The following is a 17,998-nucleotide window of genomic DNA, read 5'->3' on the forward strand; positions in this document are numbered from 1 at the left end:
TCCGGCTTTCGCCACATCCTAATGCTTGGCCACGCCCAGCAATCCGTCCAGCGTCGCGCCATCGGCCAGCAAGGCCTGCGCGGAGCTGGCGTGCACCACGCTGCCGCGTTCCAGCACGATGGCGGAGTCGGTAATGCTGAGCGCCTTGCGGGCGTTCTGCTCGACCAGGATCACCGACATCCCCTCGTCGCGGATGATCCGCTGCAGGGCGCTCATCAGTTCCTGCACGATGATGGGCGCGAGCCCTTCCAGCGGCTCGTCCAGCAGCAGCACGCGCGGGTTCAGCATCAGCGCGCGGCCGATGGCCAGCATCTGCTGCTCGCCGCCCGAGAGCTGGTTGCCCATGTTGGCCTTGCGTTCCTGCAGGCGCGGGAACATCTCGTAGATGCGCTTGAGGTTCCACGGTCCGGGCACGGCCACGGCGGTCAGGTTTTCCTCGACGGTCAGCGACTTGAAGATGTTGCGCTCCTGCGGCACCCAGCCGATGCCCGCCAGCGCACGCTGGTCCGGACGCAGCCCGGTGATGTCCCGGCCCCCCAGGTGCAGGCGGCCGGCGAAGCGCCGCGTGTGACCGACGATGGTATTGATCAGCGTGGTCTTGCCGGTGCCGTTGCGGCCCAGCAAGGCCAGCGCCTGGCCTTCGCCCAGGCTCAGGTCTATGCCCATCAGGACCTTGGCTTCGCCGTAGCCGGCGACGATGCCTTCCAGCTTGAGCAGCTCAGTCATGGTAGCCCTCCACCACTTCTTCGCCCAGGTACACCGCCTTCACGCGCGGGTCGCGGGCGATCTCGGCATTGGTGCCTTCGACGAACAAGCCGCCGTTGACCAGTACCGAGATGCGGTTGGCGAAGGAAAATACCAGGTCCATGTCGTGTTCGATCAGCAGGATGGTCACGTCCTCGGGCAGGGCGCCGACCGTGTTGAGGATCTCGCGGCGCTCGCCGTCGGGCACGCCGGCCACGGGTTCGTCCAGCAGCAGCACGCGCGGCTTGGCGGCCAGCGCCAGCGCGATCTCCAGCAGGCGCTGCTTGCCGTAGGGCAGCACCGCCGTCTTGCGGTCTTTCACGTCGAGCAGGTTGCACTGCTCCATCAGGGCCGCGCACTCGTCCATGATCTCGCCGCGCTTGCCCAGCGGGCGCAGGCAGCGCCAGCCCTTGCCTTCGCGTTCGGAGATGGCCACCGCCAGCGATTCCGCGGGCGTCATTTCGGCGAACAGCTGGTTGATCTGGAAGGTGCGTACCAGGCCGCGGCGTGCGCGCGCGTGCACCGGCAGGCGCGTGACGTCTTCGCCTTCCAGCTCGATACGGCCGGAAGTGGCGGACAACACGCCGGTCAGCAGGTTGATCAGCGTGGTCTTGCCCGCGCCGTTGGGGCCGATCAGCGCCTGGCGAGCGCCGCGCTCGACCTTGATCGACACGTCGTTGGTGGCGACCAGCCCGCCGAAGCGCTTGGTCAGGTTGAAGGTCTGCAGTACGGTGGTCATTGCTTGCCTCCATGGCCACGGCGGAACCAGGTCCAGGGACGCACCAGCTTCTCGTGGCCGACGACCACGATGACGACCAGCAGCAGGCCGATCCAGAATTGCCAGTATTGAGGCGTGATGCCCGACAGCCAGTCCTGCATGAACTTGAAGATGACCGCGCCGATGATGCCGCCGTACAGGTAGCCGGCGCCACCGATCACCAGCATCAGCATCACGTCGGCCGACCGGTGGAAGGCCAGCACGTCCAGCGAGGCGAAGCCGGTGGTCTGCGCCAGCAGCGCGCCGGCCACGCCCGCATAGGCAGCCGCCAGCGTGTAGACGGCGGCGCGGCGGCGGTTCACGGCCACGCCCATGGCCGCGGCGCGCAGCGGATTCTGGCGCACCACCTGCAGCGACATGCCGAACGGCGAATGCACGATGGCCCGGGCGATGAAGAACAATATCGCCACCACGATGATCGAGTAGGTATAGGCAGTGCGGCCGAACAGGTCGAACTCGAAGGTGCCGAACAGGGGCACCATGGTCACCCCCGTCAGGCCGTCCGCGCCGCCCGTCAGCCACCCCATCTTGTTCGCGATTTCGTACAGGATCAACGCGACCCCCAGCGTCACCATCAGGCGGGTCAGGTCGGAGCCTCGCATCACCAGCACGCTGGTCACCAGCCCGAGCAGCGCGCTCACGGCTGCCGAAACGGCCAGCCCCAGAATGGGATCGATGCCGAAGTATTTGGCCAGCAACGCCGCGCAATAGGCGCCCAGGCCGAAGAAGGCGGCATGGCCCAGCGACACGATGCCGGCGTAGCCGAGGATCAGGTCGAGCGAAACCGCGAACAAGGCCAGGATCGCCAGTTCGTTGAGCAGCAGGAAACCTCTGGGCAATACGAAGGCGGCGCCGATAGCGGCCACCCAGAAGACGATTTCGAACCACCGGATGCGGGACCAGCGCGCGCCCACGGCGCGCAGCGAATCGGAGGCGATCGTGGTTTCCATTACTTGCTCCCCGCCCGGGCGAACAGGCCTTGCGGGCGCCACATCAGCATGATGATCATGACGCAATAGATGATGAATGCCCCCACGGTAGGGATATAGTACTTGCCGGCGACGTCGGCCACGCCCAGCAGCAGCGAAGCCAGCAACGGCCCGATGAGGGAAGACGTGCCGCCCACCGCCACCACGATCAGAAAATAAATCATGTACTTGATCGGGAAGGTCGGATCCATGCCGAGCAGGTCGGCGCCCAATGCGCCGCCAAGGCCGGCCAGGCCGGAACCGAAGGCGAAGGTCGACAGGAACACCAGGTTGATATTGATGCCCAGCCCGCTCGCGGCGCGCGGGTCATCCACCGCCGCCCGCAGGCGGCTGCCGAACCGGGTCTTGCTCAGGATCAGTTGCAGCCCGATCACCAGCGCCACGCAGATCACGATCACGAACAGCCGGTAGTGCCCGATGCCGACGCCGGCGATCACGGAACGGCCGTTCAGCCACTCCGGCAGATGCAGCAGCTGCTGCTGCGATCCCATGAAGTAATCGACCGTGGCCATGGCCATGAAGGTCAGCCCGATCGAGAACAATACCTGGTTCAGGTGCGACTGCCCGTACACCCGCTTGTACAGCGTGCGCTCCAGGACCGCTCCCAGCACCGCCGACACGACGAAGGCCAGCGGCAGGCAAAGCAGGAAAGGCACATCCAGGCGCTGCATGGCCAGCACGGTCACATAACCGCCCACCATCGCGAACGCCCCGTGCGCCAGATTGATGAAGTTCATCAACCCCAGCGTCACGGCCAACCCGCAGGCCAGCACGAAGAGCAGCATGCCGTAGGCAATGCCGTCGAACAGAATAGTCAGCATGAAGCCACCGCAATTTCAAACCGTGGTCAAGACACAGCGACACCCAAGGCCCGCATGGCGTCACCAAAGAACGCCACCCCCGGCCAGCCCGGTAGTACTCCAGGGCACAGCGGATCCGGCTTTGCCGGTCCGCCAGTGCCCCCCGCGGGGCCCGGCGCCGGGCCGCCCCAAGGCGGGCCCCGGCCCCTTTGGGGCGGCCGCGCGGCGGCCGGGGGTTCACTATGCCGGGGCGCATCAGCGCATAGGGGTTACTTCACCTTTGCGGGGTCTTTGACGGCTTCGATCTTGTCGAAGGGGACGTTATAGAGACCGCCGTTCACGCGCTCCACTTTGGTGATGTAGACGTTCTGCACCATCTCGCGCGTCTGCGGATCCAGCATGACCGGTCCGCGCGGGCTGTCCCACTTCTGGCCCTTCATGGCGGCCAGCAGCTTATCGCCGTTGGTGTCGCCCTTGGTGGCTTCGATCGCCTGGTAGATCAGGTGCATGCCGTCATAGCCGCCGACGCTGTGGAAGTTCGGACGCATGCCCTTGTTGGCCTTGGCGATCCCGGCCACGTACGACTTGTTGGCCGGGTTGTCCAGCGCGGCGGAATAGTGCATGGACGTCACCACGCCCAGCGCCGCATTGCCCATGTCGTTCAACAGATCGTCGTCGACCACGTCGCCGGTGCCGATCATCTTGATGCCGGCCTTGGCCAGGCCGCGCTCGGCGAATTGCTTCATGACCACCGAACCCATGCCCGACGGAACGAACACGAACACGGCGTCCGGCTTGGCATCGCTCACGCGCTGCAGGAAGGGCGCGAAATCGGGGTTGTTCACCGGCACGCGCAATTCCTGCGTTACTTCGCCGCCGTTGGCGGAAAAGACCTTCTTGAACGAATTCTGGGCATCGATGCCGGGGCCATAATCCGCGACCAGGGTCACGACCTTCTTGATGCCGTTCTTGGGCGCCCACTGGGCGATTCCCAGGGTGGCCTGCGGCAGCGTAAAGCCGGAACGCACGACGTAGGGCGACTGTTCGGTAATCATCGCGGTCGCGGCGGCCATCACGACCATGGGAATCTTGGCGCGGGTGGCGATGGGCGTGGTCGACAGCGCCAGCGGCGTCAGGCCGAAGCCCGCCAGCACGGCGACCCGGTCGTTGACCACCAGCTCCTGCGCCAGGCGCTTGGTGGTGTCGGCGACGTTGGCGTCGTCCTTGACGATCAGCTCGATCTTCTTGCCGGCTACGGTGACGCCATGCTCGGCCATGTACAGGCGCACCGCCGCTTCGATCTGGCGGCCGGTGGAGGCGAACGGACCCGTCATGGGAAGGATCAGGCCGATCTTGACCACGTCCTGCGCATGGACAGGCATGGCGCCGGCGCCGGCCAGCATCAGTGCCGCGGCGACCTTGAGCAGGCTGCGTTTGTTGTTCATGATGTCTCCTTGCTAAATCACCAGAAATGACGTCGTTGAAAACCAGCGGCCACTCCATCGCGGCCCCTGAAAAGCGGCATAGCGTATCAGGTTGCAATCATCGGAAAACGGCAAAAACGGCTGTCCCCGGGTAATCCGCAAGCACGGGAAGTTATCGCGGTACGCGCCGGCGTATCAGGCGCGCGCCCGGGATCTGTTCGAAAGCATGCTGATTGCGCAAGACCGCCTGCATGTTGCGGAAAGCGATGCGCGCATGTTCGCGCATGATCGCTTCGGCGCGCGCCCCTTCGCGGTTCTCGATCGCGGCCAGCACCATCCAATGCTGGTCCTGCGCGACGATCAGGCTCAGCCAGGCTTCTTCATCGTCCGCCTGCGCATGCAGAAACCCATTGGGGGAAGCGAAGGGCAGATTGGTGGCGCGCGCGATCTGGCGTTCCAGCACGGCACTGCCGGGCAGATAGTGCAGCATCTGATGGAAGCGGCGATTCAATTCGATATAGCGCGACAAATCGGCCACGCCCTTGTCGCGCCGCGTGAGCGCCTTGTCGATATCGGCGAGGCAGTCGCGCATCGCGTCGAGGTCGGTTGCCGACACGCCGCGCTCGGCCGCCATGCGCGCGGCCAAACCTTCCATGGTGCCGCGCACCTCGATGGAATCGCGGATCTCCACTTCGGTGAAAGCCTTGACCGCATAGCCGCCGGAGGGAATCAGCTCCAGCAACCCTTCATCTTCCAGCCGCGCCATCGCGGCGCGGATGGGCGTGCGCGAAATGCCCAGCCGGTCGGCCACGCTGGGCTCGGACAAGCGGGCACCGGGAGTCAGCTCGCCGGAAAGTATCAGTTCACGCAGCCCGAGTTCCGCGGCGGTCGTCTGCGCCCCGCCCGACCGGACCTTGCCCTCGGGCCGCCCCGCAACCGCAACACGCTCGTTCATCGCCGCCCTCTGCCCAATACGCGGCAGGACGGCCGCGAACAGGACATCCGGCTACGCGGGGCGCCGCCGGCGCCGAAGAAACACCAGGGGGAAATCATCGTCTCCATGGACAGCCGTGACTGTTTTATTGGATACAGACTGTATACAGAGACATCGGGGAAGAACAAGAACTTTGTAGTCCCCCTAGGGAAAACTCGGGGCACCGCGATGACACACGTTAAAGTTGTCCATCTTTTGTTCGATCATGCGCACGGCGTGCACGACCTGGTCGGGTCCGTATCCTGGTCATGCCCACTGGCCGCCGCTACGAGGACCAGCGCAGATCGATTCCTCGAGCATGAACACTGGTCAACACGATCCAGAAACGAAATCCGGCCCGAGGCCGAAGCATCAGGCGCGGAAGACCTCGTCCAAGCCAGGGGCGTCGAGCACGTTCAGCGCCCATGTTTCCAGTTCGGCCGCTTTGGCAGTGCGGATGCGCTGCACGATGCTCGTGTCCACCGGGCCGAAACGCCGCTGGATCTGACGCAGCAGCAGGTCGGCCTGCCCTTCCACGCGTCCCTCCGAACGACCTGCCTGCAAGCCTTGTTCCAATCCCTGCTGCATCCCTTTCTTGATGCCCCACTTCTCGGCCGTAGAAACAAACGCCATTTTCTTTTCCTCCGACAAGTTCGCCACCGCCTGCAAGAATTCAGGCTCCATATCCTCGGGCAAGGCAATCAGCCAATCGATCAACCGGTAGATCCGGCCCGCCAGGACCCGATCGTAGCCGTAAAGCCGCAGCTTCCGGACCAGCGCGAGCTTGGGGCCCAGCCGCGTGCGCTTGTCCCGGTGCCGGTTGGCCTGCAGCTGTGCCATGATGATAACGGCAAAGGGGTTCGTGGGGGCCAGGGTTTCCAGTACTTCCCAGCGGTCCCGCCACCCTTCCAATTCTACGACGGGGAAGGTGAAGTGGACTCCCTGGCCCAGGTATTCGTCGGTATGGACCAGACGGTCGCCCACCCCCCGGCCTTCGAGCAGCATGCCCAGGCTGTACAGCGGCGGCGGCAGTTCGGCGCCGTGCCGGCGCATCTCGCTGACTTGAATCCGATGGCGGTATTCCGCCATCCGCCAGGCGAATACCCGCCGGGCCTTGACGCCCGGCGCACGCCGTTCGACTTCCACGTGGATCAGCAGCCAGGCATCGGCGCCGGAACTCAGCCGCAGCCGCGCCAGCTTGTCCACGAAGCGCCGGCCCCGCTTGCCCTGCGGAACGAGGGCTTGCAGCTCTTTGTCCAGGAACTGCGCCGGCACCGTCCCGTCGATCCGCGCATGCAGGTCGGGCGCGAGCAGGGCCAGGGCCGGCAGCAGATACAGGTCGAGGGCTTCTTTCCAGGGACTGTCGTGGTCGTCCACGACGGCCGCTGGCGGATCACTTGCACGATCGTTCTCAGCGGCGGCGTAAGGTGGGTCGTCGGGCATGAAAGGCGGCGTCCGAATGCGGAAGGCGCCATTCTGGGCAGGCTTCGCCAGCGCCGCCAGACCGGGAACTACGCACGGCTCGATGTGCCTCGCACGTTCCCTGGCCTAACAAGCCCGCATCCCACCACCACTCGTTGTCCCAATTGCCATAGTTGTTCCAGCCAACTACCGCAACATCTTCAAGACAATCCGTATGCGAGAACGATTGCCTCGTTCACCATGCCGACGCGCTGGTGGTTTCTAGCGGGCAGGATCCGCGCCCCATGACCAGGGCATTCGGGACGGCACCCTGCCGCCCCAAGGCGGGCCCACCCCTCTCGGGGGGTGGAGCCACCCTTCCAGGCGCGCGCATCAGCGCGCAGGCGGCCTACGAATGATAGGCACTTTCCCCATGAGTCGTGATGTCCAGGCCTTCGCGCTCTTCCTCTTCGGGCACGCGCAGTCCGAGCAAGGCATCGGCGATCTTGTAGGCGATCAGGGAGACGATGGTGGTCCAGACGATGGTGATGACCACGGCTTCGATCTGCACCCACAGCTGTCCCATGATGGTCACGCCGTCCACGCCTGGGCCGCCCAGGACCTTGGCATTGAAGATGCCGGTCAGCAACGCGCCGACGATGCCGCCCACGCCATGGACGCCGAACACGTCGAGCGAGTCGTCCGCCTTGAGCATGCGCTTCAGGCCATTGACGCCCCAGACGCAGATCACGCCGGCGGCAATACCGATGACCAGGGCGCCGACGGGACCGACCACGCCCGCCGCCGGGGTCACGCCCACCAGGCCGGCCACCGCGCCGGAGGCGCCGCCGAGCATGGAGGGACGGCCCTTGACGGCCCATTCCGTGAAGACCCACGCCAGAACGGCGCCAGCGGTGGCGATCAAGGTGTTCATGAAGGCCAGCGCGGCGACGTTGCCGGCGGTCAGGGCCGAGCCGGCGTTGAAGCCGAACCAGCCCACCCACAGCAGCGAAGCGCCGATCATGGTCATCGGCAGGCTATGGGGCGACAGCGCTTCCTTGCCGAAGCCGATGCGCTTGCCGATCACGTAGGCGCCGACCAGTCCGGCCACGCCGGCATTGATGTGCACCACCGTGCCGCCGGCGAAGTCCAGCGCGCCGCGGGCGAACAGGAAGCCCTGGGTTTCGCCGCCGAACCACACCATGTGGGCGATGGGAACGTAGGCGAAAGTGAACCACAGCACCATGAACAGCAGCACGGCCGAGAAACGGGCGCGTTCGGCGAAAGCGCCGACGATCAGCGCGCACGTGATGCCGGCGAACGTAGCCTGGAAGGCGGCGAAGCTCATCTCGGGCACGGTGCCGGACAGCGGGAACGCCCCGGTTTCGGCATCGAACAGGCCTTTGAGGAACAGGCGATCGAGACCACCGAAGAAAGCATTGCCATCGGTGAAAGCCAGCGAGTAGCCGTAGATGAACCACAGGACCACGATCAACGAGAATACGACCAGGACCTGCATCAACACCGATAGCATGTTCTTGCTACGGACCAGGCCGCCATAGAACAGGGCCAGGCCGGGAACGACCATCAGCAGGACGAGGATGGTGGACGTGCTCAGCCAGGCGACGTCAGCGCCCACCAGTGCCGGAGCTTCCTCCGCCAGCGCCGGACCGGCAAACAAAGCCAGCACCAGCGCCAGTCCCGCCCCGAGTGCCTTGAATAAAGAAGAATGCATTGTTTTCATTTTTGAATCGTCCTATCAGAGGGCGTCCTTGCCGGTTTCGCCGGTACGAATACGGATGACCTGTTCCAGCGGGAAGACGAAAACCTTGCCATCGCCGATCTTGCCGGTGCGCGCCGAGTTTTCGATGGCTTCGATGGCGCTGTCGACCAGGTCGTCCTCCAGCGCGATCTCCACCTTGACCTTGGGCAGGAAGTCGACCACGTATTCGGCGCCGCGATAGAGTTCAGTATGGCCTTTCTGTCGGCCGAAGCCTTTGATTTCGGTAACGGTAATGCCCTGGACCCCGATGCCGGAGAGGGCTTCGCGTACCTCGTCAAGCTTGAACGGCTTGATGATTGCAGTGATGAGTTTCATGACGAACCCCATATGTTGACGAATCGAAATGGCTGACCGGTGGACCGGTGGACGGCGCGAAGCCGTCTCCGGGGTCAGAACGCTTTGCTCAGGCCCAGCACGGCGCCGAAGCGGCCGGCATTCTTGCCCTTGTTGGTAATAATCCAGTCCTTCTTGCTGGTCGTCACCAGCGACAGGCCCAGCAGCCAGCCGTCCAGGTCCTTGGTCACGCCGGCCTTGTAGTCGACGTAGTGGTCCAGGCCGGTGGCGTCGTTCTTCAGCTTCTGGTAGCCGACGTGCGCATTGGCGCCCCAGCCGTTGCCCAGATCGAAAGCGGCCCCCAGGTCCAGGTAGTAGTTGTTCTTGCTATCCGGCGCGCCGAAGAAATCGGTCATGCCGTGCGAATACTTCAAGGTGAAGGGCCCCCAGCCCACGGCGCCGTACAGCTCGAAATTATCGATGGTGCTGCCGTTCAGCTTGGAACCCGGGTAGTAGTAGTACAGGCCGCCCACGTCGAAGTTGAAGTCTTCATACGAGAACTTGTAGCCGCCGTAGAAATCCATTTCGAGATTGCCACCGCTGAACAGGTCGCTATCGACATTGGAGTTCCAGTTGCCCAGGTAGAGGCCGGACTTGTGGGCGAAATCGAAACCGCCCTGGAAAGCCGGCTTGAGATTGGTCTGGCTGAAACCGCGGAACCGGTAGTCGCTGAACAGGCCCGCGTTGCCCGTAAAGGTGTAGTCGGGTTCGGGATCGGCCGCGACAGCGGCCGACGTTGCACACAAGGCCAGAGCAGTTGCAAGCAAGGTCTTCTTCATGATGGGTTCCGTTAAACGGGTTGATCTGCCATCCAGTGCGTGGGTGGCGCAGCTGGCGAAAACAAACGTCCGGGTCCGACGCTGTTACTGAGCATTTCCCGTGCCAACTTGCTTTCCCCATGGAATGCACCAATCCAGGACCCCTGTCGAACCGATTTGGTGCACGTTGGATACGACGAGGAAAAGCTCGCACCAATAGGCGGCGCATACGCTTTTGCTGCAGCCGGACTACACTAGAAACCGGCAGCCCGTATTTGAGGAAACAGAACATGATCAACCGCAACGACTGGTTCGAAGACCTGCAAAAGAACATCTCCGACCTGATCGCCCGCAGCCCGGCGGCCGACATCGAACGCAACGTCAAGGGTTTCCTGGGCCAGACCTTCACCCGGCTCGACCTGATCACGCGCGAGGAATTCGATATCCAGGCCGAACTGCTGGCGCGCACGCGCGCGAAGGTGGATGCGCTGGAAGCGCAGGTACAGGCGTTGGAGGCGCGGGTGATCGCGCTAGAGAATCGATCGTCGCAAAGTTGATGGGAATGCCCCGTTGCGGGGCATTCCCATCATGAACAAAGCGCGGTGCAGGAGAAGCGCCCAGACTAGCGGTTACGACACCGGCCGCCGGCGCATTCGCGATATGGCCGGCGCACCGGCCATCTGACTCTTCGGCAGAACGCGCGGGGCCGCAGATCTGGTTTGCTTCAGGTAAACACGCTCAGGAATTTATCATTGAGCTTGCGGTCGTGATAGAAAATCCCCGTGCCGAGCTGGTCATCCGTCCAGGTAATTACCGGACGATCCGGGTACCAGGTATACCCGCCCGCGAACACCTCGTTGCGGTTGCCGCTGGGATCGAAGAAATACACCGTCTCGCCCCGTGTGATGCCGTGCCGCGTCGGCCCGATGTCCAGCGACACCCGCCGCTTGGAAATGATGTCCGCCGCCTTGAGCACCTCGCCCCAGTTGTCCAGCAGGAACGAGACGTGGTGCAGCTTGTTCTTGACCGGCTGGCGGATGAAGGCCACGTCGTGCGCCTTGTTCGAGCAGCTCAGGAACACGCCTATCATCAGCTTGCCGCCATCGGCCACCACCTTTTCTGAAAGGCCGAAGCCCAGCACGTCGGTGAACAGCTGGTACGTGCCGTCCAGGTCGTCCCCGTACAGCAGACAGTGATCGAAGGAGCGGGGCGCCATGCCCTTCAGGCCGTCGGGCCAAGGGTCCGGGTTCTCGTAGCCGGTGGCGCACCCGGTCACTTCGCGATGGGCATACAGTTCCATCACGTGCCCCGTCGGAATGGTGAAGCGAAAGCGCTTGCCGGTCTTGGGATGCTCGCCGGCCTCGATCCAGCCCATCCCGGTGGCCAGGCCGCTGGCCTGCACGTCGGCCGACAGCTTCTCCAGCGTCGCCTCCGAATCGACCTTCCAGCCCATGTAGTCCATGCCCGACTCGTCGGCCTCGCGCAGCACCACGCTGTGGTGATCGGACTCGTCCCAGCCCTTCAGAAACACGCGCGGGCTGCCGTCGGCAGCGGTGTCGCGCGCCATCTCCTGCAAACCTATCGTATCCACGTAGTGCTTTACCGCCGGCTCCAGTTCGAGCACGCGTATGCTGACGTGCCCGGGCCTCAGTACCCCAGTGATTGCCATATGTGTCTCCTTTTCACACACGATATTCGTTGGAGGACGGCGATCGGTCCTCGCACGTCTCTCCGTCCAAATCTTCTTCGGCCTGCTGTGCCAAGCGCCGGGTCGCCGCTCCCACCGCTTCGAGCACGACGTCGCTCCGCGGATAGGTCCTGCATGCGAGCGCGATCCGACGCGCCTGCTCCTCCTCGCTGACACAGGCCCGGCTCATCTTGCCGGCTCGGTATTCCCCCGACCGAACATGCACTTTGCAGATGCCGCAACCACCGCCACGACACCCAATCGGAATGCCCTTCCGTCCGAGCGCCTCCATGCCCGCCAGCAAGGTCTGGTCTTCCCGGCAGGGATACGATTCGCCGCAATTGGCGATATGAACCTCATGCTGCTTCACCAGGTCTTGTGGCACCAGGCGCTCCGTCCCTCGATCAATGAACAGGAATTCTGTTCTTGTACACCCTTTGGACCCGCTGATAGAAGCTCCACCGGCGCATCGCAAGGCGCGCCCGCCAGCACTGTGGCTGCCACAAAGAAAGGGCGACGGGATGCGGACGGAGCTTGCTTGGCAGCTCCCTAAATTCCATTCGAGTCATGCGGAGCCGTTCGCCCATGTTCCGGATGCCGTCCGGCTCGTTCCTCTGCAGCTGCTCATTGCGTTCCCGGCTAAGATGACGATGAAAATGACGGCCTTCAATAGATTGCCTGCCTACGTGACAAAATCCGGTTCCCCTTCCAGTTCATCCATCGGCCTGGGCACCGCCGCCCGCGACCTCTACCGCGCCCTCTGGCGCCACGCGGCCGGCGTCCGGGCCTACCTGCTCGGCGCCGCCGGCCTGCTGTCGGCCGCGCAACTGCTCCGGCTCACCATGCCCTGGCTGGCGTCCCACGCCATCAACGCCCTGCAGCAAGGGGACATGGCTACCGCCGGCCGCTGGATCGTCTACCTCGTCGGCGTCTACCTGCTGTCCTGGCTGCTGCACGGCCCGGGCCGGGTGCTGGAACGCAACGTGGGCGTCCGGGTGCGCGAGCGGCTGGCCGACCAGCTTTATGGCCGCATCGCCGCGGCGCCGCTGGCCTGGCGCGACGGCAGGCATTCGGGTGAACTCCAGCACCGCGTCATGCAATCCAGCCGCGCGCTGTCGGATTTCGCCCAGAACCAGTTCGGCTACCTGCAAAGCGCTTTCAATTTCGTCGGGCCGCTCGTGGCGCTGGCACTGCTGTCGCGTACCAGCGGCGCCATCGCGATCACCGGCTACGTCATCATCGCGCTGATCATCCTGCGCTTCGATCGCGCGCTGATGCAGCTGGCCCGCGCCGAGAACGACGCGGAACGCCGCTACGCCGCCGCGCTGCTCGACTTCGTCGGCAACGCCGGCACCGTGATCGGCCTGCGGCTGCAAGCCGCCTCGCGCAAGGTGCTCGGCCGCCGCATGGAAGCGGTGATGGCGCCGCTGCGCCGCGCGGTCCTGGTCACCGAAGGCAAATGGTTCACCGTGGACATACTCGGCATGGGACTCACCTGGATTCTGGTGGTGGTCTATGTGCTGCAATCGCGCCAGCCCGGCCAGGCGGTGATGCTGGGCACGGTCTTCATGATCTATCAGTACGCCCAGCAGGCGGCCACCGTGGTCGGCGCCATGGCCACGAACTTCCAGAGCTTCGCCCGCATGCACACGGACTACGGCAGCGCCGAGCCGATCTGGGAGGCCCCCGGCGATCCCGACGCGACGGTTCCCGCCGTCGTGCCCGATGCGCCCTGGCAAACGCTGGAGCTGCGCGGCGCCGTCTGGCAATACGCCGACGACGCGCGCGGAGGGCTGCATGGCATCGACCTGCAACTGCGGCGCGGCGCGCGCGTGGCGCTCATCGGTCCCAGCGGCGGCGGCAAGAGCACCCTGCTGCGCCTGCTCGCCGGCCTCTACGCGCCGCAGCAGGGCGAGCTATTGCGAGACGGCGCGGCGGTTGCCTGGACCGAACTGCGCACCCTTGCCACGCTGATTCCCCAGGAAGCCGAAGTATTCGAAGCCAGTGTGGAGGAAAACCTCACCTTCGGCGAACCCGCCGCCCTGGCGGCGGTGCAGTCCGCCGTGCACGCGGGCGTGTTCGACGAGGTATTGCAGCGGCTTCCCGACGGCCTGGCCAGCGCCCTCAATGAACGCGGCGGCAACCTCTCCGGCGGCCAGCGGCAGCGCCTGGCGTTGTCCCGGGGCGCCCTGGCGGCGCAGGGCAGTTCCTTGCTGCTGCTCGACGAACCGACCAGCGCGCTCGACCCGCAGTCCGAGGGCCGGGTATTCGACCGCATGGTCGCGGCCTTCCCCTCGGCCTGCATCGTGGCGTCGGTGCATCGGCCCGGTTTGCTCGAACGTTTCGACACCATTGTGGTGATGGAGGCCGGCAAAGTGATTGACGCCGGGCCGCGGGAAGAGGTGCTGGCAAGGCGATCTCGCTGACCCGTTCCAGGCCCCCCGCTGGCGCGGCGTGGGCTGGAAACGGTTGCGTTCGTTCGCCGCAAGAGAAAAAGCGGGCGGCGGCTCGGCTCCATGTGTTTTAACAGGCCTGCGCCGCCGGCTCCGCGCCAAGCTGACCGACGCTAAGCCGCGCGCTGCAGTGCGTCGAACCGCTCGCCCGCCCGCCGATACTCTCGCTCCAATCTGTCGACCAGGTCCGCCACGTCCGGCGCGTCCTCTATCACCCCCAGCCCCTGCCCCGCGGCCCACACGTCCAGCCAGCGCTTTTTCGCGAAAGGCGTGTTGCTGTCGTAATGCCTGGCGCTGCTGGCCGCCAGCGTGCCGGGATCGATACCGTTGGCCGTAAGCGACGGCTTGAGCCAGCTTGCCGGGGTGCCGGTGATGCCGCTGCTGACGATCAGATGTTCGGTATCGCACTCGACCACCATCTGCTTGTAGGCGTCCGGCGCACGGCTTTCGCGGGTCGCCAGGAAACGGGTGCCCATGTAGACCAGATCGGCTCCGGCGGCGATCGCGCCGGCCGCGCCCCAGCCGTCGGCGATGCCGCCGCCGACGGCAATGATGCCGTCGAAGAACTGCCGCACCGCGCTGATGAATGCGAACGGCGACAGGCTGCCGGTGTGGCCGCCGGCCCCGGCGCTGACGCACGCCAGTCCGTCGGCGCCGGCGGCGACCGCCTTGCGGGCCAGCCGCAAGTCGATCACGTCGGCCAGCACGATGCCGCCGTAGCCGTGCACGACATCAATGGCCGGCCGCGGACTGCCCAGCGCGGTGATGACGATGGGCGGCTTGTAGCGGGCGACCAGCGCCAGGTCCTCCGGCAGCCTGGAGTTGGAAGAATGCGTGACCAGGTTCGCCGCCCAAGGGCCGATCCGGGCGCCCGGATCGGCGGCGCGCGCCGCTTCCAGGCCTTCGGTAATGGTGCGCATCCACTGGTCCAGCACGTCGATGGGACGCGCATTGGGAGTGGGGAACGCGCCCACGATGCCGGCCTTGCAGGCGGCCAGCACGAGTTCGGGGCCGGACAGCAGGAACATGGGTGCCGAGACGATGGGCAGACGCAGGGAACGCAACAGTTCACGAGACATGAGATGGCACTTCTTCCGTAGTGGGCAGGCGCACGCACCGTCCTGCGGCCAGCCGTTGTATGTCGCGCTCGGCCAGGCCGGCCTCGCGCAGGATATCGCCGCCGTGCTGCCCGATGGCCGGGACGGCTGGCGCCTGGTCTCGCGCCGACCAGGCGGGCGCCCCGGGCAGGCGCACCAGCGGGCACTCGCCCACGCCCGCCACGTCCACCGTCTCCACCAGCCCCGCGGACTGCATCTGTTCCGAGGCCATGAATTGACCGACCCCGCGCACCACGCTGGCCATGACGCCGCGTTCGTTCAACAGGGCCTCCCATTCATCGGCGGTGCGCGCGGACAAGCTCAGGGAGATCTCGCGGTCCAGCTCGGCCGAGCAGCGGTTGCGCGCCTCCTGCGTGGCGAAGCGTTCGTCCACGCTCAGGTCGGGGCGGCCGATGGCCTCGCAAAAGCGCTGGAATTCCGCGGGCTTGCGGGCCGCCAGCATCAGCACGCCGGCGCGCGTGGGGTATTCGCCCGTCGGCGCCGCGAAATAGACCTGCCCGGCTTCGCCGCCGCCCGTGCCGGCGGCGATCAACCGCGGCGCGAGAAAGGCCGCCATCGCCCCCATCAGCGAAATGTCCAGGCGCGCGCCGGCGCCATGCCGCAGCTTGCCGATCAGGGCGCCGCTGATGGCCTGGTGCGTGTAGAGTCCGGTGATCTGGTCGGCCAGCACGACGTTGCGCGTGCGCTGGGGCCGGCCCGCCGCATCGGCGTTCAGGGTCATCCAGCCGCAGAATGCCTGCATGATCTGGTCCACCACGCCGCGCCGGCTCAGCGGTCCTTCCTGGCCGAACCCCGAGACCGAGGCATAGATCAGGCCGGGACGGCCGGCGCGCAGCTTGGCATCGTCCAGGCCCAGCCGCGCGGCAACGCCGGGTCGGAAACTCTCGATCACGATGTCGCATCCGGCGGCGATGCGGCGCGCCGTTTCGGGGCCTTCCGGATGCTTGAGATCGAGCGCGATGCTGCGCTTGCCGAGATTGACCGTGATGGAGGCCGCCGTATGTCCGCGGTATTGATTGCGGCCCGAACGTATCCAGTCGCCCTCGAACGGTTCGACCTTGATCACGTCGGCCCCTTGCGCGGCCAGCAGCATGGTGCAGTAGGGGGCGGCCACTCCCTGGCTCAGGTCGAACACCCTCAGCCCCTGCAAGGGAAGCGGCGTCACGACGCGCCCCCATCCGCGATCCACCGCGCCAGAACCTTGGCCAGCGCGGCGGGCTGCTCCATCGGCAGCAGGTGGCCGGCCCCGGCCAGGGTTTCCAGCCGGCTGCCCGGCACGGCAGCGGCCAGGCGCTCCAGGATTGCCGGCGCCACGACCTTGTCGTGCGTGGTGGTTACGAGCAGGGTCGGTCGGCTGCCGTCCAGCAGCGCGGTGCGGTCCGGCCTGGCGATGCAGGCCGAGCAATGCGCGACATAGCGTGGCGCGCCGTAGGCCTGCACGATGGCCCGGCGGCGCCCCAGCAATTCGGGGCGCGCCAGACTGTCCGGATGGAAGGGGGCCGTGGATGCCGCGGCCGTTTCCACGTAGTTGCCCTGGCGGGCGCCGGCGATGGCCTCGTGCCGCTTGGCGACCTGGGCCGGCGTATCGGCCGCCGGCCCCGAGCAGATCAAGGCAATGCCCTGGACCCGCTCGGGCGCCCGCTCGAGCATGGCCATCGCGACATAGCCGCCGAACGAAAAACCTCCCAGCCAGAAACGCTCGGGCGCCTCGCGCAGCACGTGATCGGCCAGTTCCTCGACGGTCTCCAGCGCGGGCAGGTCCACACCATGCCCGCGGATGCCATCCGGCAAGGCCGCCGTCACTTCATCGAATACCGCTGCCGTATTGTTCAGTCCCGGCAGCAGGACCAGATCGGCCGGCATCATGCCCGAACCTGCGCATCGCGGTGCCCGCCGGCCACGCACTCGGCCAGAAAGGGCAGCAGCGCGGCATTGAAGGCATCGGGCTGCTCGGCAAAGGCATAGTGGCCGGCGCCTTCGATGCAGACGAAGCGCGCGCCCGGGATGACGGCGGTAAGTTCGCGCATGCCCTCGGGCCGGCCGACCTTGTCCTGCGCGCCGGCGATCAGCAGCGCCGGGACGCTGACCTCCCGCATCGTCTGCAGCCCGTCGTAGTTCACGATGGCTTCGATGGCCGCGCAGAAGGTATCGGCCGACATCGACAGGGCGACCTCGCGCACCAGGTCCACCAGGGGCCCGGCCGAACCAGGCGCGAACATCGAACGCACCACGGACTCGGCGGCCGTGCGGAAAGGCACGCCGCGCTTGAGCGGGGCGATGCGCTCTTCCAGGAAGGTGACCTTATCCTGCGCCGACTTGCGGGCGAACGAGCCCAGCGTCGCGGAAACCACCAGCCCATGCACCCGGTCGCCCGCAAGACGCGTGACCAGCGGCGCCGTGATGCCGCCCATGCTGTGGCCCATCACGACGTTGCGCCGGCCGCCCGTGTGTTCGATCAGCCTGGCCGCGGCCTCCGCCAGATATTCGATCGACAGCCCCTCGGCAGGCAGCGGGCTCAGGCCGTAGCCCGGGGCGTCCCAGGCGACGACGCGGTAGCCGGCCTGCACCAGCGTGGCGGTCAGGGGCCGGAAATAGTCCTTGCAGCCATAGGCGCCGTGCAGCAGAAATACGGTGGTGTCGGAATCGCCGCTGACGGCGTAGTCGGGTAGTCGTTTGATCATCGAAGCGCTCGTTGGTGGAGTCGGTACGCTTCGCACTCTAGGCAGCCGCCGGACCGGGGAAAATGGCCTTGCAAGC

At 65.9% G+C, this 17,998-nt stretch carries 18 protein-coding genes; 2 read left to right on the plus strand and 16 right to left on the minus strand.

Features of this window, described 5'->3' with window-relative positions; genetic code table 11:
- Positions 1-18 precede the first annotated feature (18 nt).
- The 10 genes from ABD104_RS10660 to ABD104_RS10705 form a co-directional block, all read right to left on the minus strand.
- Positions 19-726, minus strand: a complete 708-nt coding sequence (locus ABD104_RS10660; RefSeq protein WP_087838125.1) for an ABC transporter ATP-binding protein — start codon at positions 724-726, stop codon at positions 19-21.
- The gene (locus ABD104_RS10665; RefSeq protein WP_087838126.1) at positions 719-1,483 is read right to left on the minus strand and encodes an ABC transporter ATP-binding protein; all 765 of its coding nucleotides are present in this window, start codon (positions 1,481-1,483) and stop codon (positions 719-721) included. Before ABD104_RS10665 ends, ABD104_RS10660 begins: the two co-directional genes overlap by 8 nt.
- Positions 1,480-2,472: a branched-chain amino acid ABC transporter permease gene (locus ABD104_RS10670; protein ID WP_343927482.1), complete on the minus strand. Its 993-nt coding sequence runs from the start codon at positions 2,470-2,472 to the stop codon at positions 1,480-1,482. Before ABD104_RS10670 ends, ABD104_RS10665 begins: the two co-directional genes overlap by 4 nt.
- Positions 2,472-3,332: a branched-chain amino acid ABC transporter permease gene (locus ABD104_RS10675; protein ID WP_343927483.1), complete on the minus strand. Its 861-nt coding sequence runs from the start codon at positions 3,330-3,332 to the stop codon at positions 2,472-2,474. Before ABD104_RS10675 ends, ABD104_RS10670 begins: the two co-directional genes overlap by 1 nt.
- 248 nt (positions 3,333-3,580) lie before the next feature.
- Positions 3,581-4,756, minus strand: a complete 1,176-nt coding sequence (locus tag ABD104_RS10680) for an ABC transporter substrate-binding protein (RefSeq protein ID WP_343927484.1) — start codon at positions 4,754-4,756, stop codon at positions 3,581-3,583.
- Between the two features lie 151 nt (positions 4,757-4,907).
- Entirely contained in the window at positions 4,908-5,690 is a 783-nt protein-coding gene (locus ABD104_RS10685; protein WP_343927485.1) for a GntR family transcriptional regulator, read from the minus strand.
- Positions 5,691-6,080: 390 nt separating this feature from the next.
- On the minus strand, positions 6,081-7,151 hold the full coding sequence (locus tag ABD104_RS10690) for a DUF4351 domain-containing protein (RefSeq protein ID WP_343927486.1): 1,071 nt from the start codon (positions 7,149-7,151) through the stop codon (positions 6,081-6,083).
- 367 nt (positions 7,152-7,518) lie between these two features.
- The gene (gene amt / locus ABD104_RS10695) at positions 7,519-8,844 is read right to left on the minus strand and encodes an ammonium transporter (protein WP_425543328.1); all 1,326 of its coding nucleotides are present in this window, start codon (positions 8,842-8,844) and stop codon (positions 7,519-7,521) included.
- 24 nt (positions 8,845-8,868) lie between these two features.
- Entirely contained in the window at positions 8,869-9,207 is a 339-nt protein-coding gene (glnK, locus tag ABD104_RS10700) for a P-II family nitrogen regulator (RefSeq protein WP_343927487.1), read from the minus strand.
- A 74-nt stretch (positions 9,208-9,281) separates the two neighbouring features.
- On the minus strand, positions 9,282-10,004 hold the full coding sequence (locus ABD104_RS10705) for a TorF family putative porin (RefSeq protein ID WP_343927488.1): 723 nt from the start codon (positions 10,002-10,004) through the stop codon (positions 9,282-9,284).
- A 269-nt stretch (positions 10,005-10,273) separates the two neighbouring features.
- Here ABD104_RS10705 and ABD104_RS10710 point away from each other — a divergent pair, with 269 nt between their 5' ends.
- Positions 10,274-10,540, plus strand: coding sequence for an accessory factor UbiK family protein (locus tag ABD104_RS10710; RefSeq protein ID WP_343927489.1), 267 nt, complete (start codon positions 10,274-10,276; stop codon positions 10,538-10,540).
- Positions 10,541-10,707: 167 nt separating this feature from the next.
- Here ABD104_RS10710 and ABD104_RS10715 read toward each other — a convergent pair whose 3' ends face one another.
- Positions 10,708-11,652: a catechol 2,3-dioxygenase gene (locus ABD104_RS10715; protein WP_343927490.1), complete on the minus strand. Its 945-nt coding sequence runs from the start codon at positions 11,650-11,652 to the stop codon at positions 10,708-10,710.
- A 13-nt stretch (positions 11,653-11,665) separates the two neighbouring features.
- Positions 11,666-12,055 (minus strand): 2Fe-2S iron-sulfur cluster binding domain-containing protein, encoded by a 390-nt coding sequence (locus tag ABD104_RS10720; RefSeq protein ID WP_343927491.1) that lies wholly within the window; start codon positions 12,053-12,055, stop codon positions 11,666-11,668.
- 271 nt (positions 12,056-12,326) lie between these two features.
- On the opposite strand from ABD104_RS10720, the gene ABD104_RS10725 reads away from it, so the two are divergent.
- On the plus strand, positions 12,327-14,096 hold the full coding sequence (locus ABD104_RS10725) for an ABC transporter ATP-binding protein (protein WP_343927492.1): 1,770 nt from the start codon (positions 12,327-12,329) through the stop codon (positions 14,094-14,096).
- A gap of 140 nt (positions 14,097-14,236) precedes the next feature.
- Here the strand turns inward: ABD104_RS10725 and ABD104_RS10730 are convergent, their stop codons facing one another.
- The 4 genes from ABD104_RS10730 to ABD104_RS10745 are packed head-to-tail and all read right to left on the minus strand — an operon-like array spanning position 14,237 to position 17,922.
- Complete coding sequence (locus ABD104_RS10730; protein ID WP_343927493.1) at positions 14,237-15,202, minus strand: NAD(P)H-dependent flavin oxidoreductase; 966 nt, start codon at positions 15,200-15,202, stop codon at positions 14,237-14,239.
- Positions 15,192-16,406: a CaiB/BaiF CoA transferase family protein gene (locus ABD104_RS10735; protein ID WP_343927494.1), complete on the minus strand. Its 1,215-nt coding sequence runs from the start codon at positions 16,404-16,406 to the stop codon at positions 15,192-15,194. The genes ABD104_RS10730 and ABD104_RS10735 overlap by 11 nt, the downstream gene beginning before the upstream one ends.
- Positions 16,403-17,107 carry an alpha/beta fold hydrolase gene (locus tag ABD104_RS10740; protein WP_343927495.1) on the minus strand — a complete coding sequence of 235 codons (705 nt, stop codon included), beginning with the start codon at positions 17,105-17,107 and terminating at the stop codon, positions 16,403-16,405. The genes ABD104_RS10735 and ABD104_RS10740 overlap by 4 nt, the downstream gene beginning before the upstream one ends.
- Entirely contained in the window at positions 17,104-17,922 is an 819-nt protein-coding gene (locus tag ABD104_RS10745) for an alpha/beta fold hydrolase (protein WP_343927496.1), read from the minus strand. Before ABD104_RS10745 ends, ABD104_RS10740 begins: the two co-directional genes overlap by 4 nt.
- Positions 17,923-17,998 lie beyond the last annotated feature (76 nt).

Source organism: Pigmentiphaga daeguensis, assembly GCF_039523035.1.
GTDB lineage: Bacteria > Pseudomonadota > Gammaproteobacteria > Burkholderiales > Burkholderiaceae_B > Pigmentiphaga > Pigmentiphaga daeguensis.